28 protein-coding genes are annotated in these 19758 nt (G+C 60.4%); 18 read left to right on the top strand and 10 right to left on the bottom strand.

Annotated features, from left to right (window positions below; translation table 11 throughout):
* Positions 1-81: 81 nt before the first annotated feature.
* Both NKI66_RS04320 and NKI66_RS04315 read left to right on the top strand, forming a co-directional pair.
* Positions 82-522, top strand: a complete 441-nt coding sequence (locus tag NKI66_RS04320; protein ID WP_352552084.1) for a DUF2231 domain-containing protein — start codon at positions 82-84, stop codon at positions 520-522.
* Positions 519-1859, top strand: coding sequence for a PQQ-dependent sugar dehydrogenase (locus NKI66_RS04315; protein WP_352751109.1), 1341 nt, complete (start codon positions 519-521; stop codon positions 1857-1859). The genes NKI66_RS04320 and NKI66_RS04315 overlap by 4 nt, the downstream gene beginning before the upstream one ends.
* 28 nt (positions 1860-1887) lie before the next feature.
* Here the strand turns inward: NKI66_RS04315 and NKI66_RS04310 are convergent, their stop codons facing one another.
* A complete protein-coding gene (locus tag NKI66_RS04310) occupies positions 1888-2727 on the bottom strand; it encodes an alpha/beta fold hydrolase (protein ID WP_352611749.1) in 840 nt (279 codons plus the stop codon).
* A 321-nt stretch (positions 2728-3048) separates the two neighbouring features.
* Between NKI66_RS04310 and NKI66_RS04305 the strand changes: the two genes are divergently transcribed.
* Both NKI66_RS04305 and NKI66_RS04300 read left to right on the top strand, forming a co-directional pair.
* Positions 3049-3666: a flavodoxin family protein gene (locus NKI66_RS04305; protein WP_352751022.1), complete on the top strand. Its 618-nt coding sequence runs from the start codon at positions 3049-3051 to the stop codon at positions 3664-3666.
* A 144-nt stretch (positions 3667-3810) separates the two neighbouring features.
* Positions 3811-3975: a DUF3309 family protein gene (locus NKI66_RS04300; protein ID WP_023811982.1), complete on the top strand. Its 165-nt coding sequence runs from the start codon at positions 3811-3813 to the stop codon at positions 3973-3975.
* Positions 3976-4102: 127 nt separating this feature from the next.
* On the opposite strand, the gene NKI66_RS04295 is transcribed toward NKI66_RS04300, so the two are convergent.
* Entirely contained in the window at positions 4103-4885 is a 783-nt protein-coding gene (locus tag NKI66_RS04295; RefSeq protein WP_352751019.1) for a DUF1236 domain-containing protein, read from the bottom strand.
* A gap of 214 nt (positions 4886-5099) precedes the next feature.
* Here NKI66_RS04295 and NKI66_RS04290 point away from each other — a divergent pair, with 214 nt between their 5' ends.
* Both NKI66_RS04290 and NKI66_RS04285 read left to right on the top strand, forming a co-directional pair.
* Positions 5100-5513, top strand: a complete 414-nt coding sequence (locus NKI66_RS04290) for a hypothetical protein (RefSeq protein WP_245273244.1) — start codon at positions 5100-5102, stop codon at positions 5511-5513.
* A 95-nt stretch (positions 5514-5608) separates the two neighbouring features.
* Positions 5609-5845 carry a DUF6894 family protein gene (locus NKI66_RS04285; RefSeq protein ID WP_023811979.1) on the top strand — a complete coding sequence of 79 codons (237 nt, stop codon included), beginning with the start codon at positions 5609-5611 and terminating at the stop codon, positions 5843-5845.
* Between the two features lie 10 nt (positions 5846-5855).
* Here the strand turns inward: NKI66_RS04285 and NKI66_RS04280 are convergent, their stop codons facing one another.
* On the bottom strand, positions 5856-6113 hold the full coding sequence (locus NKI66_RS04280) for a hypothetical protein (RefSeq protein WP_023811978.1): 258 nt from the start codon (positions 6111-6113) through the stop codon (positions 5856-5858).
* A gap of 316 nt (positions 6114-6429) precedes the next feature.
* Between NKI66_RS04280 and NKI66_RS04275 the strand changes: the two genes are divergently transcribed.
* The 5 genes from NKI66_RS04275 (at position 6430) to NKI66_RS04255 (ending at position 8240) form a co-directional block, all read left to right on the top strand.
* Positions 6430-6624, top strand: coding sequence for a DUF2934 domain-containing protein (locus NKI66_RS04275; protein ID WP_023811977.1), 195 nt, complete (start codon positions 6430-6432; stop codon positions 6622-6624).
* 88 nt (positions 6625-6712) lie between these two features.
* Complete coding sequence (locus NKI66_RS04270) at positions 6713-6898, top strand: hypothetical protein (protein ID WP_023811976.1); 186 nt, start codon at positions 6713-6715, stop codon at positions 6896-6898.
* A gap of 166 nt (positions 6899-7064) precedes the next feature.
* Positions 7065-7346 carry an alpha/beta fold hydrolase gene (locus tag NKI66_RS04265; RefSeq protein WP_245273243.1) on the top strand — a complete coding sequence of 94 codons (282 nt, stop codon included), beginning with the start codon at positions 7065-7067 and terminating at the stop codon, positions 7344-7346.
* A complete protein-coding gene (locus NKI66_RS04260) occupies positions 7262-7705 on the top strand; it encodes an alpha/beta fold hydrolase (RefSeq protein WP_352751120.1) in 444 nt (147 codons plus the stop codon). Before NKI66_RS04265 ends, NKI66_RS04260 begins: the two co-directional genes overlap by 85 nt.
* A gap of 124 nt (positions 7706-7829) precedes the next feature.
* Positions 7830-8240: a DUF427 domain-containing protein gene (locus NKI66_RS04255; protein ID WP_023811973.1), complete on the top strand. Its 411-nt coding sequence runs from the start codon at positions 7830-7832 to the stop codon at positions 8238-8240.
* 30 nt (positions 8241-8270) lie between these two features.
* Here the strand turns inward: NKI66_RS04255 and NKI66_RS04250 are convergent, their stop codons facing one another.
* Both NKI66_RS04250 and NKI66_RS04245 read right to left on the bottom strand, forming a co-directional pair.
* Positions 8271-8702: an HD domain-containing protein gene (locus NKI66_RS04250; protein WP_352751015.1), complete on the bottom strand. Its 432-nt coding sequence runs from the start codon at positions 8700-8702 to the stop codon at positions 8271-8273.
* A 24-nt stretch (positions 8703-8726) separates the two neighbouring features.
* Positions 8727-9122 (bottom strand): GFA family protein, encoded by a 396-nt coding sequence (locus tag NKI66_RS04245; RefSeq protein WP_352441508.1) that lies wholly within the window; start codon positions 9120-9122, stop codon positions 8727-8729.
* A 202-nt stretch (positions 9123-9324) separates the two neighbouring features.
* Here NKI66_RS04245 and NKI66_RS04240 point away from each other — a divergent pair, with 202 nt between their 5' ends.
* Together NKI66_RS04240 and NKI66_RS04235 are read left to right on the top strand one after the other, a co-directional pair.
* Positions 9325-9933, top strand: a complete 609-nt coding sequence (locus NKI66_RS04240; RefSeq protein ID WP_352751012.1) for a cysteine hydrolase family protein — start codon at positions 9325-9327, stop codon at positions 9931-9933.
* 101 nt (positions 9934-10034) lie between these two features.
* On the top strand, positions 10035-11309 hold the full coding sequence (locus tag NKI66_RS04235) for a DUF763 domain-containing protein (RefSeq protein ID WP_352721427.1): 1275 nt from the start codon (positions 10035-10037) through the stop codon (positions 11307-11309).
* A 22-nt stretch (positions 11310-11331) separates the two neighbouring features.
* Here the strand turns inward: NKI66_RS04235 and NKI66_RS04230 are convergent, their stop codons facing one another.
* The 3 genes from NKI66_RS04230 to NKI66_RS04220 form a co-directional block, all read right to left on the bottom strand.
* Complete coding sequence (locus NKI66_RS04230) at positions 11332-11775, bottom strand: PPC domain-containing DNA-binding protein (protein WP_352751010.1); 444 nt, start codon at positions 11773-11775, stop codon at positions 11332-11334.
* Positions 11776-11815: 40 nt separating this feature from the next.
* Entirely contained in the window at positions 11816-12133 is a 318-nt protein-coding gene (locus NKI66_RS04225) for a hypothetical protein (protein ID WP_023811967.1), read from the bottom strand.
* A gap of 162 nt (positions 12134-12295) precedes the next feature.
* Positions 12296-12466 (bottom strand): hypothetical protein, encoded by a 171-nt coding sequence (locus NKI66_RS04220; RefSeq protein WP_023811966.1) that lies wholly within the window; start codon positions 12464-12466, stop codon positions 12296-12298.
* A 209-nt stretch (positions 12467-12675) separates the two neighbouring features.
* Here NKI66_RS04220 and NKI66_RS04215 point away from each other — a divergent pair, with 209 nt between their 5' ends.
* From NKI66_RS04215 to NKI66_RS04200, 4 genes are read left to right on the top strand one after another with little or no spacing between them, the layout of a single operon-like run.
* On the top strand, positions 12676-13248 hold the full coding sequence (locus tag NKI66_RS04215; protein ID WP_352441559.1) for a (2Fe-2S)-binding protein: 573 nt from the start codon (positions 12676-12678) through the stop codon (positions 13246-13248).
* Between the two features lies 1 nt (position 13249).
* Positions 13250-14272, top strand: coding sequence for an FAD binding domain-containing protein (locus NKI66_RS04210; RefSeq protein ID WP_352441507.1), 1023 nt, complete (start codon positions 13250-13252; stop codon positions 14270-14272).
* A 3-nt stretch (positions 14273-14275) separates the two neighbouring features.
* A complete protein-coding gene (locus tag NKI66_RS04205; protein WP_352751007.1) occupies positions 14276-16555 on the top strand; it encodes a xanthine dehydrogenase family protein molybdopterin-binding subunit in 2280 nt (759 codons plus the stop codon).
* A gap of 23 nt (positions 16556-16578) precedes the next feature.
* Positions 16579-17028, top strand: coding sequence for a RidA family protein (locus tag NKI66_RS04200; protein ID WP_352751005.1), 450 nt, complete (start codon positions 16579-16581; stop codon positions 17026-17028).
* A gap of 52 nt (positions 17029-17080) precedes the next feature.
* On the opposite strand, the gene NKI66_RS04195 is transcribed toward NKI66_RS04200, so the two are convergent.
* Complete coding sequence (locus NKI66_RS04195) at positions 17081-18790, bottom strand: HAD family hydrolase (RefSeq protein ID WP_352751003.1); 1710 nt, start codon at positions 18788-18790, stop codon at positions 17081-17083.
* 230 nt (positions 18791-19020) lie between these two features.
* On the opposite strand from NKI66_RS04195, the gene NKI66_RS04190 reads away from it, so the two are divergent.
* Positions 19021-19527 carry a YciE/YciF ferroxidase family protein gene (locus tag NKI66_RS04190; protein ID WP_023811961.1) on the top strand — a complete coding sequence of 169 codons (507 nt, stop codon included), beginning with the start codon at positions 19021-19023 and terminating at the stop codon, positions 19525-19527.
* Positions 19528-19587: 60 nt separating this feature from the next.
* Here NKI66_RS04190 and NKI66_RS04185 read toward each other — a convergent pair whose 3' ends face one another.
* Positions 19588-19737 carry a hypothetical protein gene (locus tag NKI66_RS04185; RefSeq protein ID WP_023811960.1) on the bottom strand — a complete coding sequence of 50 codons (150 nt, stop codon included), beginning with the start codon at positions 19735-19737 and terminating at the stop codon, positions 19588-19590.
* Positions 19738-19758 lie beyond the last annotated feature (21 nt).

The following is a 19758-nucleotide window of genomic DNA, read 5'->3' as shown; positions in this document are numbered from 1 at the left end:
TTGAACGCAAACGGTTCCGGGAACCTCCCAACCACAAGTTGGTTTGGAGGACAGGTACAGCTTCAAAGGTGGAGAATGCCCATGGCCCGTGCCCGATCCGTGTTGGTGGCCGCCAGGCGTCCGTTCCATAAAACGCCGATGGCAGTCGCAAATGCATGTTTCGTCAGCACATTGCTGACCGACGTTGCCTATTGGCGAAGCGCTGAAATGATGTGGGCCGATTTTTCCGCTTGGCTGCTCCTTGCTGGCCTGGTTGTGGGCGTGCTCGCGGTTCTTGCAGCACTGGTGGATTTGTTTACCGGCCGGCTTTCCGGTGAAGCCGGGCGTGTATGGCCATATCTCCTCGGCAGCCTCGTCGTGCTCGTCGTATCGCTCTTCAACGCACTGGTGCACAGCCGGGATGCCTGGACCTCGGTCGTGCCGACGGGGCTCATCCTGTCCGCCGTCGCCGTGATCGTTGTTCTCTTGGTGGGCCTGCTGGGATGGAGTTCCGGCCGCACTCAGGTGGAGGTGGTCGAATGAATGTCTCGGCCAGGCATATCAGGCGTATCGCGAGCCTCGGTCTGCTGTGTGGATCGATTTTGGCGCTGCCCGCATGCAGCGATAGCGAACCGGATCCCACCGATCAGGTCGGAGCGAACCCGACGCTGCCTGAACCGATCCAGTATCTGGTGCCGCCGATGCATGTCGCGTCCGTCATCGGTTGGAAACAGGAGGAAAGGCCGACGGTCGCCAAGGGTTTGCAAATCCAGGCCTTCGCCAAGGGCTTAAAGCATCCGCGCTCGCTTTACAAATTGCCGAATGGTGACGTTCTGGTGGTCGAGTCCGTGGCGCCGCCCGGTGCGGCGATCAAGCGGCCGAAAGACCTGGTCATGGGCTGGATCGAGTCCATGGCGACGTCAGGCGGCGGCACCGAAGGAAGCAACCGTATCACCCTGCTGCGCGATACCAACGGCGATGGTGTGCCCGATGTCCAGGAGGTCTTCCTCGATCATCTCAATTCGCCCTTTGGCGTGGCCCTGGTCGGCAACGATCTCTACGTCGCCAACACCGACGCCATCGTGCGTTACCCCTACATGTCGGGCGACACCAAGATCACCGCCCCGGGCACAGTGCTGACGCCGTTGCCCGGCGGGCCCATCGATCATCACTGGACAAAGTCTCTCGTGGTCAGCCCCGACGGGTCTCTGCTTTATGTCGGCATCGGATCCAACAGCAACATCACCGAGAACGGCATCCAGGCAGAAAAGGACCGGGCCGCGATATGGGAAGTCGACAGGGCCACTGGCCGATATCGTATTTTCGCGAGCGGCCTGCGCAATCCCAACGGGCTGAGCTGGGAACCGCAGAGCGGCGCGCTGTGGGCTGTGATCAACGAGCGCGACGAGCTCGGGCCTAACCTGGTTCCCGACTATATGACCTCGGTCAAGGACGGCGCGTTCTATGGTTGGCCGTACAGCTACTATGGTCAGCATGTCGACCCGCGCGTGATGCCGCAGCGGCCGGACCTTGTCGCCAAGACGATCCCTCCCGACTATGCCTTGAGTTCCCACGTCGCACCGCTGGGCTTAGCGTTCTACACTGGAACCAACCTGCCGGACCCGTATCGCAATGGCGCCTTTGTTGGCGAGCATGGCAGCTGGAACCGCAAGACCTTCAACGGTTACAAGGTCGTGTTCGTGCCGTTCAAGGACGGTCATCCAGATGGCAAGCCGCAGGATGTCGTCACCGGTTTCCTCGATAAGGACAACAAGGCACACGGGCGGCCCGTCGGCGTTGCCGTCGACAAATCGGGCGCGTTGCTGATCGCCGACGATGTCGGAAACACGGTCTGGCGCGTAACTTCCGCGAGTCAGTAGGCACCTGCATAAACGCGGATCGCTTCACCTATCTCGGTGCAAATTCCACCAGCGCCTTGACGAATTCTGCCGGTGCCTCGATCGGCAGGAATTCGCCGCAGTTGACGATCACGCGACCTTGCAGGTCCTTTGCTCCAGACAGCCTCAAACCTTCGAGGTAGTCGTCGATCGATCCGAAATCCGCGTCGCCGCGGATATAGAGGATCGGAATTTCGATGCGCGCGGGTACTGCATTGACCTTGGCATCCTCCTTGAACGCGCGATACCAATCAAAGCCGGCCTTAAGTGCCTCCGGCCTCGAATAGGCCTCCGCAAAAGTCTCCCGCATTTCATTGGTCAACGCATCGGGATGTCCGGCGAGCAGATCGAAGAAGAAATCGAAGTAGGCGCGCTGGTGGCCTGTCACCAGCAACTCCGGCAGTTCGGGCACCGCATGGAACGCAAAATGCCAGATGTCCGGGTTTGCCACTATCTTCGTCCAGGGATGAAGGCCGGGGATAACCGTATTCATCGGCACCGCACCAACGATGCGATCGCCATGATGGCGAGCAGCGGCGAAGGCAATCATGCCGCCCACATCAAAGCCTGCAACGACGATGGATTTGGCCCCAAGCGTCTCGGCGGCTGAAATCACGATATCGGCAAGAACCTTCTTTTCCGCCGACGGCGGCGTGCCACGCGATTCACCGATCTCCGGAAGATCGAAAGCCAGCGTAAAGTATCGTGCGCCGAGTTCATCGATCACACCCTCATAGATTTTCCGGGAATGGGGCCAGCCGTGCAGAAGGATCAAGGCCGGTCGGCCCGGATCGCCGGCCATGGATACCGCCAGCCGCATATTGCCTGCTTCGAGGGTCCGGACGAGCATCGTCTATCCATTCTCGGGAACTCAGGAGAAAACGATGAGCGAACGAATAGGTTGCCCGACCGGTTCCGCCGGCGTCGCTGCTCACCGCCGCCCGTTCTCCAGCAGTGGCCAGTGCTCAAAGAACCCAGCCTGCTCGCTCAGCCGGCTGGACCGTCACCCGGCGGGAGGAGGGGGCCACTCTCGCCACCGGCCTGTTGGTCCGCTTGGCGGAACAAGCATTTAATCCTGACGTTAAAATGCCGAGCGGTCCCGCAACGGGCGAATGGGCTGTCGCGAAGTCGTCGCGGCGATTTGCAATTAGGACAATGCAGGGAGATCCAGATGCCGCTTACGGCCTTCGCACTCAATTGCTCGCTCAAAGCTTCGAACGACAGGGAAAAATCCTCCACCGATCGGTTGCTCGCCGATGTCCTGGCGGCGCTGATGCAATACGAGGTGAAGGGCGAGATCGTGCGTGCGCTCAGCCACGATATCAAGCCCGGCGTGCTCTCCGACATGGGCGAGGGCGACGATTGGCCGAAACTCAGGAAGAAAATACTGGCGGCCGACATTTTCGTGCTCGGGCTCCCGATCTGGCTTGGCCAGCCCTCGAGTGTGGCCAAGCGCGTCCTGGAGCGGATGGATGCGTTTCTCGATGAGACCGATGACAGAGGGCGCATGCCGGCAGCAGGAAAGGCGGCCTTGGTAGCCATCGTCGGCAATGAGGACGGTGCGCATCACTGCCACGCGGAATGCTTTCAGTCACTGAACGATGTTGGCTTCACCATCCCGGCCAATGGCGGGGTCTATTGGGTTGGCGAGGCCATGCAGGAGGTCAACTACGTCGACCTGCCGGCAACTCCGGAAAAAGTCTCGGGTGCGATCGAAATGGCAGCCTCAAACGCCGCCCATCTCGCTGGATTGCTGAAAGAGCGGGACTACTCGGGCGTCTCGGGGTGACCTTTGTTCGCCTAAACACTACCTTAGCAGCGTCGATGAGGTCTCAGTCGGGAACAGGAAGGCTTGTAGCGAGTTCATATTCTCATCAGCCGGCGATCGCCGCTCCGTCTATACGGCGCGAAGCCGCAAACAGGAGAGCAAGTCATGGGTCTCGGCACGATTCTTATCATTATTCTGGTCATTGCATTGCTTGGCGGTTTTAGTGGTCTTGGCGGCGGGCCTTTCTACGGCACCGGTTACTATGGCGGCGGCGGTCTCGGTCTGCTGCTGCTTGTAGTCATTATCTTAGTCGTGCTCGGGCGTCTCTAGCCGAGTCCGCGATGCGGGTGGCAGAATGTATCACCTGCCGCTTGCGGTCCTTCTGGGTTGCTTTGAATCCATAGCAGTCCAGCAATGACGGTCCGCCCTCTAGAGGGCGGACCACTCGTTGGAGATGTTAGGTCAAAATCAGGACGATCTTGAACGTATCCGGATCAACGATGACGATCCGGCCGTCCGCAAGCACGAAATACTCGTAACTTTCGTAAGCGGGAACGATCTTGACGATACGAGCCGGCAAACGATGCAGCCTGACCTTCTGCCGTGGGACTTCGACGCCGACGGTGATGTCAAAATCGATATTGGACACAGGCTCGACCTTCGTCTCCCGGATGATCTGAGTGACCTGGGTTTTCTGCTCCACCGTCACGTTGTTGATGGAACCGGTCGACGTCGTATCCTGTGTCGAGGCCTTGCCCTGAGCCTGCTCGTCGGTCTGCATCTTGGTCTTCTCCCGAGCCTGCTGGTCGGTGGTGGTGCCAGCCTTGCCCTGAGCCTGCTCGTCGGTCTGCATCTTGGTCTTGTCCTGAGCCTGCTGGTCGGTGGTGGTGCCGGCCTTGCCCTGCGCCTGCTCGTCGGTCTTCAGCTTGGTCTTGTCCTGAGCCTGCTGGTCGGTGGTGCCGGCTTTGCCCTGCGCCTGCTCGTCGGTCTTCAGCTTGGTCTTGTCCTGAGCCTGTTGGTCGGTGGAGGTGCCGGCCTTGCCCTGCGCCTGCTCGTCGGTCTTCAGCTTGGCTTTGCCCTGGGCCTGCTCGCCCATCTTGGAACCGCCCTGGCAGTCAGCCTGCCCGGAAGCGCAATTGGCGTCTGCGCCAGATTGGCTTTCGAGCTGTTGTGTCTGAGCCATTGCCGTTCCACAGCCGAGCCCGATCGCCAGCATGCTGGTAATGAGAACATGTTTCATGGGGAAATCTCCCTGGGTAAGGTTCGTCCCTTCAGTGCGTAGAACCAGAACCCAAAAAAAATGTTCCGAGATAGTTGAGTGAGGTCTAAAAAAACGACCTCACTCGAGACCACATGATCGCGGACCTTTTCAACCTTGCCGATTGCCCTAGCTCTCTCCTGAGAGGAGGCCGGATATGGCAATTTATAGTCTGAGGGTGGTCAGCTTCATTTTCGTGGCACTGGCTTTCGTTCCGGCCGCCGCGCATTTCTTCGCGATATTCAACAAGATGAAGCTTGACGGGCCAAACTATCTGGCTGCGCAGCGCGCCTATGATGGATGGAGCCTGTTCGGAATCGTGGTGCTGGGAGCATTGCTCTCTACGGCCGCCCTGGCGATCCTGCTCTACCGAGCGAGTGCATCTTTCGGCTTGGTTGTCGTCGCCTTTCTCAGCATCGGCGCCACGCAATTTGCCTTCTGGACGCTGACCTACCCAATCAATCAGGCGACCCGGAACTGGACTGTCCTGCCTGAAAACTGGGAGCTGCTGCGGCGCCAATGGGAGTATTCACATGCCATCGCCGCCGGCCTCAATGCCTTGGCGTTGCTTGTGCTTTTCCTATCGGCGCTTCGCGCTGCGGTGCGTTGAACGACCACGTCTTCACCAGCACGGCCGCCGAGCGGGCAGGAACCCCAATGAAGCGAAATCACTGACCCGCCCGATGTTTCCAGCGTGGCCCGAAAATGAAGCGGTACTATTTCGATCTTCAAAACGGTGACGGCGCGGTACCCGACGATGACGGGCAGCTGTTCGAATCCCGGGAACAAGCCAGAGCGGAAGCAATTCGTATTTTGCAGGATGTTGCCCAAGACGAAATGCCCGACTGCGATTTCGTCAAGGTAACCGTCAAAGTACGCGATGAGATCGGTGCGCAGATGTTTGAGGCGTCGCTTGTTCTGACCTCCGGATGGAGCGTGTGATGCCGCAGTGCTAGCGGCGATACCGCACCGGGATTTGCACGACGTTCTCCGATCCAGGCAGATCAAAGGCCATGGCCAGTTGACGTACGGAGGCCATCTCCACGATCAGTTCTTCGATCGAAAAATCCGGCAGGCCGGTCTTCACCCTCTGCCTCACCTTGGCCGCAAGTTCATGAACCCGCACCGGGACGAAAAGCGGGCTGTCGTCCAGCAGCTTGCTGATTTCGATGACCACATCGGCGTCGATGTCTTTCGGCAATTCCCGCATGGGCGTCACCTCCTCTCGAAGCAATAGCCCGTCATGTCGATGCGACGGGCGATCAGGCGTTGAGCGCCGGGCAATGGGATCGGAGAGGGACGTGCTCGGCGCTGGCCGATAGCCAGATTCATAAAGCTGCGGGCATCGGTGTGTCACGAAAAAATATCGGTACGAAAATTACCAAGCGGCTCATCCCACGCAATCCACAAGCGCCTTCCCCGAAATCGCGACTCCGGCAGCGCTGTTCCCGACAGAGGAGGAAAAATATGGGGAGGAACAAAAAATATGGCCCGGAATTGAGACTGACGAATTGGAGGATCTAGCCATGGACAGCAGGGAAGAAAAGATCAAACGGCGAGCCCATGAAATCTGGGAGCAAGAGGGCCGGCCGGCTGGCCGCGAGCAGGAGCACTGGGACCAGGCCGTGCAGGAGATCGAGGCTGAGGGTTCGGAGACTGAACGTGGCCCGGTTTTGCCTGATCCGACAGTTGCAGCCGATTCCAATAGCTCAAAGCGTTGATCGTCAAATCCATGGCGTCTTGAGAGTACGATCAGGCAACCAAATTGGTGGAACCTCGTTTGCCGGACAGCAACCAGAGGAGGTTTCGATGAAGAGGTTCTTTTTACTCCTGGTCCTGGCCGCCGTCCTTGCGCTCGGCGCCTGCGACAACAATATCGAGCCGATGAAAGCCAACACCGGCACCATCAACAAGAACCCACAGATTGACCAGGCCGCCAGACCAGAGTCCACGACTGGTGGTGATCAGCCAGCCACTGTGCCTCAGGGCAAATGAACTCGGTCTCACATTGCGACACACCTCTGCTGCGCGTCGCCTATCTCGATGGTGGACCGCGAGACGGCGCCCCGGTTATCCTGCTGCATGGCTGGCCCGACGACGCGACGACATACGCTCGCATTTCGCCAGCCCTTCATGAAGCTGGCTTTCGGACGTTTTCGCCTTGGATTTTGCCGATGCGCTTGGCCTCAGCCGCTTTGCGGTTGTCGGACACGATTGGGGCGCCCGGATATCCTATCTGCTCGCGTCGGTTTTCCCGGACCGCATCAAGTGCTGTGCTGCGCTGTCGCTCGGCTGGCAACCAGGCAACCAGCAACGCCGGCGCCCGGACAAGCGAAAGCATTTTGGTATCAATGGTTCATGGCGACGGCCCGGGGCGCTGAGTTCGTACGAAACAATGGCAAGAAATTCGCCAGATACCAGTGGGATAGCTGGGGCCCATTAGGCTGGTTCGACGACGCTATTTTCGATGGTGTCGCGAGCTCGTTCGAAAATCCTGACTGGGCGGATGTGACGTTGCATTCCTATCGGGTCAGATGGGAAGAGGCCGAGCCCGATCCACGCTATGCCGAACTCGCCCGCCGGCAAGCAGCGGTCAAGATCATCACGGTGCCAATCCTGACGCTTCATGGTGGCGACGACCGCGTTGTGTTTGCCCAGTCCTCAGAGGGGCTCGAAAAGCATTTCACCGCGTTCTACAGGCGGGTGGTGCTGGATGGCATCGGACACTTCCCGACGCGTGAGGCTTCTGATCAGGTTTCGCGATTGTTGGCTGCGTTTCTCGATAGCCATGGCAAGCGCTGAAGTGGGGTCGTCATTCGACCTCATAGTACAGACCGGAACCTGACGCATCGCCGTGCATTTCGTCTCCATGCATGACGAACCGAAATGCGGTCTCGCAATCAATCGGCAGCCAGGGAGAATTTGAATGCAAGCTTCAGGCGCAATCTCAACACACCATGCTGGCCAACTGGCCATAGAACCGTTTGCCGGCACGGTGACGGTACGATTTTCCGACGCCATAGTCGCTGCCACGGAACGGGCGAAAGTGCTTCAGGAAGAAGGACATGAGCCCGTGTTCTACATCCCTTTCGAAGACATCTATTTCGACCTTTTCGAAAAGACGAACACCACCAGCCGCTCCCCTTTGAAAGGCACCGCAAGCTACTGGCGCGTCCATGCGGTGGGCAGCTCGGCTGACGATGTCATGTGGGCATACGAGACGCCTGAAACCGCGGCGCGGCCCATTGCGCGTCATGGTGCATTCGATCCGGAAAAGGCGCGCATCGATGCCGAGCCCGCGGAGGACAGACGGCACACGCCCCACGTCCCGGAGTAGATTGCCCGTTCGCAGCGGGGCGATCTGAATTCAAGGCTGGTGCTGACGGCGCGGAAACTCGTCATCAAGGATGCATAGTGCCTCCTCATATTTGACAGTCGATGCCCCGACCTGTCGTGCCTGCCAGATATTGTCCGCCAGATCCGCGCGCTTCACCCGCAGCGCCAATGGATTCGATGCCGCTCGTCGTACAAACGCGAAGTAATCCTCACCGGACCTGCGCGACATGGCGTCGACGGCCGAAGCGATCGTCGGGCCAAAACCGGCCTCTTCCAACTTGGTCCGGTCCCAGCCTTCGCCCTTTTCGAGGACGTCATGGAGATAGGCGACGACCTTCTGGTCCTTGGTTTCGACCGCGTCAACGATACGGCGGCAGTGCTCGATATACGGTCGCCCGGTCTTGTCGCGCTGTGCTGCGTGGACCTCTTCGGCAATCTTGGCCGCCCGGTAAAACATGCTCATCTGGCTTGTCCTTCAGACATGGTTTCACCATCGCTCCTCAGTATCGTGGTGCGGCAGGTCTATTCCGCAGCAAACCCAGCCAAGTCGCTGCCTCGATCCATAATTGTAGCGCGGTTCCAGCCGAGCCGGATCGTCGAACGTTCCGATATGCAGCGCGATCTCTCCGGGCGATGCGTCATAGGCAAGGCTGAGGGGCGATCCGCAGGCGGAGCAGAACCCCCTGCAGGCAATCGGCGAAGACCTGCGATAGGTCGGCGTCGCATTGGTCCAGTTCACGCTTTGGGAAGGCACCCAGGCCAGAACCGCGAACGCACTGCCGGTCGCTCGCCGGCACATATCACAATGGCAGTAATGCACTCTCGGTTCGCTTCCAACGCGGAAGCGGATCGTGCCGCAGAGACATCCTCCGCTCAGTTCCATTTTGGCGCCCCGGCTGACTTGCCGCTCCAACGCCTCTCGCGCGGTCTCATGCGAGCACCTCCATTCATCTCAGCGGAAACGCCAGCCATTTACGTCGGTTCCTGTGGCTATCTCAGGAACCAGTGCTTGCGCGCGGCGTTGCGTGTCTTTGCCGACAACGGGAGGAAACAGGGAAAATGCATCGTCGGTCGGAGAAGCGCTGATGTCGATGCCGGGGCTGGCATACGGTCCTCTCGGCGATCGATGCATGCATATCTGCGTGGATATGCAGCGGCTGTTTGCAGAGCCGTCCGAATGGGCAACACCCTGGATCACCCGGGTTCTCCCGCAGATCGAGAGGCTGGTCGAAAGACGCGCGCCACAGACGATCTTTACACGCTTCCTGCCCGCCGGGAAGCCGGGGCAGGGCGTCGGCACATGGAAGCGCTATTATGAGCGCTGGGCTTCCCTGACGATCGAGACGATCGGGCCCGAAATGACCGAACTGTTGCCGTCTTTAGCCGGCTACTGTCCGCCAGCGGCGATCGTCGACAAGCACATCTACTCGCCCTGGTTCGAAGGGCGTCTCAGAGCGCTCCTGGTGGAGCGCGGCATCGATACGCTGGTCATCACCGGCGGCGAAACGGATGTTTGCGTTCTGGCCACGGTGCTCGGGGCCATCGATTTCGGCTATCGCGTGGTTCTCGTCACGGACGCGCTGTGCAGTTCTTCCGACGCAACCCATGACGCACTGCTGACCGTTTACCACCAACGTTTCGCGCAGCAGGTCGAGACGGTTGAGATGGAAACGGTTCTCTCGAACTGGACTTGACGTCCGCTAACCCGGCCCGGGTGGGAGTGTCCATGCTTCCTTGCGCGGTTGGGCTGCCTATCTGTTAAGAGAATGACGGACACCAGAACAGGTAGCAGGACGTGACGCAACGATCGGGAAGTGCTGATCTTCCACTCCATGGCGGGCGCGTGCCAAAATGGCTCGGCGACCGCATGACGCGTCTTGGCGCTGTGATGTGCGAGGCGATCATTCATCACTATGGTCGAGACGAGCTGCTGCGGCGGCTGGCGCATCCATTCTGGTTCCAGTCCTTTGGTGCTGTCATGGGCATGGATTGGCACTCGTCAGGAATCACGACCAGCGTCGTGGGCGCTTTGAAGCGTGGCCTCACGCCGCTTTCCGGCGAGCTCGGCATTCATGTCTGCGGTGGTCGCGGCGCGCATTCGCGCAAAACCCCGCATGAGCTGGAAGCCATCGGCCAACGCGTCGGCTTCGACGGAGCGGGCCTGGCAACCGCCAGCCGGCTGGTCGCCAAGGTCGACAGCGCCGCCGTCCAGGACGGTTTCGATCTCTATCTGCATGGCTTTATCGTCGCCGATGACGGTCACTGGGTTGTGGTGCAGCAAGGTATGAACGGCGACAGCAAGGTGGCGCGCCGCTACCATTGGCTTTCCGAAGGCCTGAAGAGTTTTGTCGACCAGCCGCATGCCGCCATCGAAGGGGCCAATCAAGGCGAGATCGTCAACCTGACCGACCGGCGTGCCGAGGCGTCCCGCCAAGGGCAACTTGACCTTTTGCAGGATCTCGGACCGGATCGCATCCTGGGCGAGCTGGCGGCATTGGAGCGTGGCGCGGAGCCGACGCGCCGGCAGGAACCGGAACAACCGCTGCTGCCGCATTTGGTCATGCCGGCCCACCATGACGTTCGCGAAAGCGATGTCGTCATGCATCGCCTACACGGCAATATCGCAGCCGCCGCGGACCGCGGTCCCACCGATTTCGCCGAGCTCCTTCTGGTCCCCGGCGTCGGCGCACGCACAGTGCGCGCGCTGGCCCTCGTTGCCGAGGTGGTGCATGGCGCTCCTTGCCGTTTTTCCGATCCCGGCCGCTTCTCGCTGGCGCATGGCGGCAAGGACAGGCATCCATTTCCGGTACCGCTGAAGGTCTATGACGAGACGATCGGGGTTCTGAAGTCGGCCGTGCAGAAGGCAAAGCTCGGTCGCGATGAAGAAATCGGCGCCTTGAGGCGGCTCGACGATCAGTCGCGGCAAGTCGAGCGATACGTGACCGGCCCCAGCCTGAAGGAAATTGTCGCGGGAGAATTCGACCAATCGCATCTGCTTGGCGGGCGCAGCGTGTTCGGGTGGGAAGCTGCGCCGGACACAGCACCTGCTGAGCGGAGCAAGAAAGCGTGAGAACGAGACAGAGGGCTGTAGATCAGTCGGCCAGATCGATCAGCGCGACACCGAGGTCCGGACGCTTGCTGCGGCGCAGATGACCGGGCGCTTCCACCAGGGTGATTTCGAGCGTTGGTCGAACCATGCCGTCAAGCAGATGTCCACCCCGGGTGGTGCCGTCGCTCAATCCAAGCACCGCATGGACGTGCAGGCTGGGCTTGTCATCATCACCCAGTGCAACATCGCCGATCGCGCTCAGAACCTCGCACTGTTCGCCGATGGGGATTTTGCGGTAGGTCTTCGCGGTCGGATCAAACCAGCCCACGGTGGCTTTTTCGAAAGCCCCTATGGCGGTCAAGGACGCACTGCCGATCTCCTGGTCGACCGCGAAGGCGGTCAGTGCCGCGAACGCTTCTTCGCCTGGGTCGAGCACCACGACGAATGTCCGTTGTCCGCCGATCTCATTGACGAGCTGAGATTTCATCCCTGTGCTTCCATCGTTCGGCCCAAGGCCGTCGCCAAGATCAATGGGCGCGGTGTTCCGCATTGCGCTTGCGGGTCGCTGCAGCTTTCTTTGCCGATTCGGATCGGCTTGCGGCAGACCGTGATGCCGATGCCTTGCCGCCGCTTTTACCGCCTTTGTGCGCCGCGAGATGGCCCGTGTGTTTGCCGCGGCCCGAACCGCCTTCCTTCTTGCCACCGCCATCGTCCTTGTTGACAGTAGCCCATGCACGCCGCTCTGCTTCCTTGTCCGAAACCCCGCGCTTCTCGTAGCCTTCGGCAATGTGGTCGGCCTTACGCTCCTGCTTGTCAGTGTATTTCGATTTGTCGCCTCGTGGCATGGCCTGCTCCTATTGAATAAGGGCTGAACGTCGATTTGACGCGCTGGTTCCAACAGAAGTTCGCGTAGCCAATGCCATCGCCCGGCATGGCCAAACACCGCCGCGCGCAGGCTAACGCTTTTCGGGCCGGGGAGAGCGCAGCAGCAGGCGAGGGGAATTGGTTCAGCCGATTGCCAACCTCACGACGAGGGCCAGGATCACGACACCGACCAAGCCGGCTATGAAGATGACCCGACGGGTGCGCGTTCGCAGGATGATCTCGCCTTGTCTCGCCTGCTCCGCAGAGAATACAGGTCCATTGTCGCCGTCCTTGCCATGCCGACCATCGCTCATGATCGCCTCCTTCCGGCTCTTGGCACACAACCATCGCTTGACCGGGGAGGTTCCGATTGCATCGATCCGGCCAGCAGAAAAAGGATCACAGGCTCGTGAGGAGGGAACTTTGCCCTCCGCGAGTGGTTTGGGCCGCTTGAGACCCAGCCAGCCCGGAGCCAGCCATGTCCGATGCCAAAATTTCCAGCGGCTTGAGCAGACGCATGTTCATGACGGCCTCTGTTTCGGCGGCGGCGGTGATGCCGCTTGTGAATTCCCCAACGAGAGCTGCCCAGCCCGCGTCCGCAAAACCGGCCGAACCGCGCGATTTGTCGGCGGTTTCGATGCGTATCAACAAGCAGACCTACAACCTCGCGCTCGACAATCGAACCAGCCTGCTTGACGCGCTGCGCGACCATGTCGGCCTGACCGGCACCAAGAAAGGTTGCGATCACGGTCAGTGTGGTGCCTGCACGGTGCTGATCGACGGAAAGCGGGTACTGTCGTGCTTGAGCTTTGCCGTCATGAACCAGGGCCGGGAGATCACAACGGTGGAAGGCCTGGCTTCGGCGGACGGGGAACTGCATCCGGTCCAGCAGGCCTTCGTCGACCACGATGCCTTTCAATGCGGCTATTGCACACCGGGTCAGATCATGTCCGCCATCGGTTGCATCAACGAAGGCCATGCTGGATCGGAAGATGATATTCGCGAATATATGAGCGGCAATCTATGTCGCTGCGCGGCCTATCCCAACATCGTTGCGGCGATCGTTCAGGCACGCGACGAGACCAGGAGGGCTTAGGATGCGCCCGTTCGTATATGAAAGACCAACCAGCGTCTCCACGGCAATCGCCATGGCGTCCCGTCCCGATGCCGTGCATGTTCCGCCAACCGGCGCCGACACGCAGTTCATCGTCGGCGGCACCAATCTGGCCGACTACATGAAGCTCGGTGTCGCGCGGCCGGAGCGACTGCTCGACCTCAACACTCTTGCCGAGCCGGCCTTGCGGCAGATCAGGATAGACGATGATAAGATCCGGTTTGGTGCGCTGGTCCGTATGGGTGAAGCAGCCGACAACAATGATGTCAGGCGCCGTTGCCCGGTCCTCGCCGACAGCTTGAAATTCGCTGCCAGCGGTCAGCTTCGCAACATGGCGAGCCTGGGCGGCAATGTGCTGCAACGTACGCGCTGCGAGTATTTTCGAGAGATATCTTGGCCGTGCAACAAGCGCGAACCGGGCTCCGGCTGCGCTGCGATGGAAGGGTCCAATCGCCAGCATGCCGTGCTGGGTACGAGCGATGCCTGTATTGCCACGTATCACGGCGATTTCGCGCAGGCGCTGGTTGCGCTGGACGCCACCGTCGATGTCGAAGGTCCGCGGGGAAGGCGCACGCTCACTTTTGCCAAGCTGCATAAACGGCCGGGCGAAACGCCCGACATCGAGACGGATCTGGCCGCCGACGAGCTCATTACCGCCATCGAAGTGCCGCTGGCACAGTGGAGCAGCCGGTCGCGCTATCTGAAGATACGCGATCGCGAATCCTACGCGTTTGCGCTGGCGTCCGCGGCTGTCGCGCTCGACATGGATGGCGAGACGGTAAGGAGTGCGCGCATTGCGCTTGGCGGAGTGGCGACGGTGCCGTGGCGTGCGCGCGAAGCAGAGGACGCGCTACAGGGCAAAGTGCTTGACGAAGCCACGGCGCAGGAGGCCGCCGAGGCTGCTTTCGCCGATGCCAGACCGCGCGAGCATAACGCATTCAAGATACCGCTCGGCAAGCGCACGCTGGTGCGGGCGCTGCTCGAAACCCGGGATATGAAGGGCTGAGCCATGAACCAAGCTGCACCCGCTCCAAGGGAAAACCAGGGCGATCCCGTTGTTCGCATTGACGCCCGGCTAAAAGTTACCGGACAGGCCGGCTATCCCGCCGACATCGTTACGGCCAACGTCGCCTACGGTGCCCTTGCCACCAGCAGCATTGCCCGGGGCAAGGTTTCCGAACTTCACACGAAAGACGCCAATGCCGTACCCGGTGTGCTGGACATCGTCACCTATGGCGATCTGGACAAGACCGACATGCCGAAATTCGGCAACACCGGTGCAAGTTCGATTGGGCCCTTGCACGACAAGACGGTTTTTCACGATGGTCAGATCATCGCTCTGGTGGTCGCTGAAACCTTCGAGGCGGCGGAGGAGGCAGCGATGTTGGTCCGCGCCGACTATGAGGACGAACGGCCCAGCGCCAGCTTTGATTCCAAGGGCGTGAAGATGGAACCGGCTGCCGGCAAAAGCCCGATGTTCAAGGAGGATGCGAAGGCCGGTGACTTCGACGCCGCTTGGGCGGATGCGACGGTGAAGATCGACGAAAAATATTCGACGCCGACCCAGCATCATAATCCGATCGAGCTGTTTTCGACCACCGCCATATGGCAGGGCGACCAGTTGACGATACACGAACCCAGTCAAAACGTTACGGGCTGGAAGGTGGAACTGGCACGCCAACTGAAGCTCGATCCGGCCAATGTGCGGATCGTCAGTCCCTATATCGGCGGCGCCTTCGGCTCCAAGGGGCCGATGACGGCACGCACTGCTATCGTTGCCGTCGCGGCGCGGCGCATCGGCCGGCCGGTTCGCTGCGTCGTCAATCGCATGCAAGCCTTCGGTACGCAGACCTATCGCGCCGAAACGCGGCATCGGATCCGCATGGGCGCCGGCAAGGACGGCCGCATCACGGCGTTCGGACATGAGGCCTGGGAGGTGACGTCACGCCCGGACCCTTATGTCGTCGGCGGCACGTCCGCCACCGCGCGCATGTACGATTACGGCTCCGTTCTGACGCATGTTTCGCTGGTTCATGCCGACCGCAACACGCCTGGCTACATGCGATCGCCGCCGGAGACGCCTTATGTCTACGCGCTGGAAAACGCCATGGACGAAATGGCCGTGGCCGTCGGTATGGATCCTGTCGAGTTTCGTCGCATCAATGAACCGGAGAAGGAGCCGATCGGAGGCAAGCCATTTTCCAGCCGCTCACTCATCAAGTGCTACGACCAGGCGTCCGAGGCCTTTGGCTGGTCGAAGCGCGATCCCAGGGTCGGCTCGATGCGCGACGGCGATTGGCTGGTCGGAATGGGCTGTGCGACGGCAATCTATCCGACTGCCGCCGCACCTTGCGCGGCCCGGGTTCGTCTCACCGCGGATGGCGAGGTTCGGGTCCAGTGCGGCTCCCATGAAATTGGCACCGGCGTTCGCACCATCGCCGGCCAAATGGCGGCCGAAAGGCTGGGGGTCGGCATGGACAAGATCAGCGTGGAGATGGGCGACAGTGCCTTGCCGCCGGCTCCCGTGTCGGGCGGATCGATCTCGACCGCCAGCGTCTGCTCCGCGGTCATGAAAGCCTGCGACGCGATACGCGAAAAACTGTTTGCCGCCGCTGCGGGCAAGGGGGCTCCGCTGGCAGGTTCGGCCAATGCGAAGCTGGATTTGAAGGACGAAGAGGTCGTCACCGAGACCGGCAAGTCCGCCAAGCTGGCCGATGTCTTCAAGGCCATGCAAGTCGGCGCCATCGAAGAATATGCCGAGTTTGCGCCGAAGGGTTCTTCGCCTGAAGCCCTGAGGAAACTCTATGCCGGACAATCGGAGTTTCATGGTGGAGAGAACGACGAAGATTCGGTCAAATATGCGTTTGGCGCCGAGTTCGTCGAAGTGCGCATCAACAGCTATACACGCGAAATCCGGGTGCCGCGCATGGTCGGAGCCTTCGCTGCCGGGCGCATCATGAACACGCGCACCGCGCGCAGCCAGCTGATGGGTGGCATGATCTGGGGCATTGGCCAAGCGTTGCACGAGGCCACCGAAATCGATCAGCGACACGCGCGCTACGTGAATCGCGACCTGCAGGACTATCTCGTGCCGGTCAACGCCGACATCAAACAGGTCGACGTTATCCTGGTCCCCGAAATCGACCACCAGGTCAATCCTGCCGGCGTCAAGGGCTTGGGCGAACTCGGCAATGTCGGAACGGCTGCTGCCGTGGCGAGTGCCGTCTATCATGCCACCGGCAAGCGCATTCGCGATCTGCCGATCAGAATAGATGATTTGATAGGCTGACGATCAAGAGCTCTGGACGGAGCATGGAACTCGTAACCCATAGGAAATTCAAAAACGGCAGGTTGATGCCGTGGGGAAAAGGCACGGTCATCACCGGAGCAAAGGGATTTGTCTACCTCTGCGGCAATACGGCAACCGCCGAAAATTACGATCCTGCCGGAAAGAGAGGAGGGGGCTTCCCTGGCGATGCGGCGGCACAGTGGCGCGCAATTTTGGCGAACATCAAATCAGATCTGGAAGAACTCGGCAGCGCGCTCGACTATCTCATCCGGCTGACCTTCTTCATCAAGGGGCCATTTCCCGATGGCGGCGTTCTAAGTTCACCCAATTTTCGTCTCGACGTACGGGACGAGTTCTTTGCCGAGCATTGCGCGAAGCACTGCAGCTATAACAACCCGCCGCCCTCCGAGGTGATCGGGATTGCAGCGCTTGCGCAAGCCGACATCGATTGTCGCGGTGGCGGCGTTGCCTGACTGAAAAAGTTTTCGCGTGCAGCGATAGCTTAGTTGCCTTGGCTCTCGAGTGTCACTCCGGGGCTGTGGCCGGAGCCGTGTAACGTCGGCGCACAGCGTCAAGCACCCGCTTGCGGCTCTCCTGCGCCGACAGGGTCTTGTCCTCTTCCGCCTCGGCGGTTTCGCGCGCCAGGTCCTTGTCCCTGATCTGATGTCGAAACCATTTGGAATAGTCGCCGGTGCGCAAGTGAAACTCCCAAGTCTTGTCGTCTATGCCCTCGGCGATCTGAGCGAAGATCATCAGATTGTGAGCCCTGAGGTTCATCGCATTGTCAGGGCCATGGAAATAGAAGCTGCCGGCTTCGTCGAGCTGGCCTTCGGCATATTTCCGGCTGTGCCGCTTGAGTGACTGACGTGGTTCCACCACCTTGACCGTCTTGACTTTCTTGCCCGCCTGCGGCCGCCAGAACAGCACGCGCGCGCCCTTGGGGCTGGGGATGTCCTTTGGCGGCTCAATGCCAGTCTCCTTGCAGAAGACCTTCACCACGTCCTTCGCCTTGGGGCCAAGCGCAATGATGGCTGTCACAAGGCGCAAGGCGTCTGTCGAGATCGCCTCGGGGTGAACGGTGATCAAGATTGTGCCCGGCAATTCCAATGAAAGGACCGCCCGCGTATCGTCGCGCCGCTTGGGCAGAAGATGGTGCGCTTCATCGATGACGAGCCAGTGCGGTCTCGCGGTGCGCCGGCGGAAACTGCTCAGGCCAGGCAGCAGGTCGGCAAAGAAATCCGGCCTCTCGTCGACGCGCAGGGCCAATCCGTTGACGACAATGTTGCTGTCGGCCTTGGCGATCAGATCCAGCACCTGCGCCTTTGTCGGCGCGCTTGAGCCGTCTCCCAGGCGAACGGCGCCTTCGAGGCCGTCATAGTCGCCTTCGGGATCGAAGACGCAGAACTGAAAACCACTTTCGACGAAGCGTTCCGTCAGCGCGGTGGCCAAGGTGGATTTACCAATGCCGGAACTCCCGGCAATGAGGATCGTGTCGCTCGGCGACAGGTAGACATCATCGCCGCCAGACGACCCAAGAACGATGCCGTCATGGCGCTTCGGCACTATCGCGTGATCACGCTTTATCAGCTTTGCGATCAATTGCTCCACGCCCTTGCCGCGGGCGCCACGCATGACCAGGTTGGCTGTATCCTTGACCGCCGGAATTGCATTGTCGACGGCGGCGCTGCAGCCACAGGCTTGCAGGAACGCGTGGTCGTTCTCGGCGTCGCCGACGCCGACGACGTTGTGCGGCGAAAGTCGAAGGTCCTGAAGGGCCGCAGCGAGCCCGGTGGCTTTGTTGATGCCGCTCGGCAGGATCATCACCGCGCCCTTGTTGAAGATGATTTCCAGTTCGAGACCCATCTTCTTGATGATATCGAGCACGGTCGCCTGATGGGGTTCCCAGGTCGCGACGATCGATCGCCCGACCGAAAGCGGCTTGACGCCCTGCCGCTTCAATCTGGCGACGAATTTGGGCTCGGGCGATGGGGCGATCACCCGCTCTTCCTCGCTGGCCGGCGTGTAGATCATCGCGCCATTCTCAGCGACGACCTTGTCGAAGAGGCTAAGCTCGGGAAAGACGCGCTTGAGATCGGGCAGTTCACGCCCGGTGACGAGAACCAGCTTGCGGCCGCTTTTCTTGAACCGCTCAAGCGCGGCGAGCGTCTTCTTGGGGACGATCCCATCATGAGCCAGCGTGCCGTCATAGTCTGCCGCCAATGCAATGAAATACATTCCGCCGACCCTTCTCGTTCCGGTTGCCCTGTGGCTAGAACGTGTGATCGAGACAAAGGCTCCCCACCGACCGGATCGTAGGTGGAGGAGGGGCGGTTCGCCCTCGGAAATCAGGAACTCCTTCGGTGCCGGTACGTTGACCAGACAAGCCGGGAACCGTCCCGGTCTTTGCTGGCGGCGTGCAAACCCCGTCGCCGAAATCCACACCAAGCGCAATGAAAGGTAAGGCCATGGGCTTCTTTTCGAAGGACATCAAGACACTCGACGATCTCTTCGTGCACACGCTGCGCGACATCTATTACGCCGAAAAGCAGATCGAGAAGGCGCTGCCGAAGATGATCGACAAGGCAACCGACCCGCAATTGAAAGCCGGATTTGAAAAACACCTCGACCAGACGAGAGGCCATATCGAGCGCGTCGAACAGGTGTTTGAGTTGCATGGCGTCAAGGCCAAGGAGGTCAACTGTCCGGCAATCGACGGTATTCTCGAGGAGGCCGACGATGTGAGCGGTGACGTCGATGACAAGGAGGTTCTCGACGCGGCGCTGATTGCTTCGGCGCAGGCCGTCGAACACTATGAGATGACCCGCTACGGGACGCTCATCGCCTGGGCCAAGCAACTCGGCCGCACCGACTGCGCCAATGTGCTGGCCAAGAACCTGAGGGAAGAACAGGCGACCGATCGCAAGCTCACCGAAATGGCGGAAAGCAAGATCAACCTGCAGGCAGCCGAATAGGGCTGCAATCCGGCCGGCTGGTAACTCGGCCGGCCGGATTGCTGGCAGGTTTCCACTCCGTCAGCGAGACGGGTCGACGCCCAAGGCCGTTGATTGCTTGCGCAGCGCCTCATCGTCATCCTGCGGCGCATGCCGAGCAGATCCTGCGATTTCCGTGTAGATGCGGTACGCTACACAAGTGAGCGCCACCATGAAAAGCAGACGGCCCATCCATCCTACTCCTTGCTCATG

The organism is Mesorhizobium sp. M0518 (assembly GCF_040321125.1).
Taxonomy (GTDB): domain Bacteria; phylum Pseudomonadota; class Alphaproteobacteria; order Rhizobiales; family Rhizobiaceae; genus Mesorhizobium.
The sequence above is the reverse complement of the archived record's forward strand: the minus strand, read 5'-3'. Positions and strand labels throughout refer to the sequence as shown.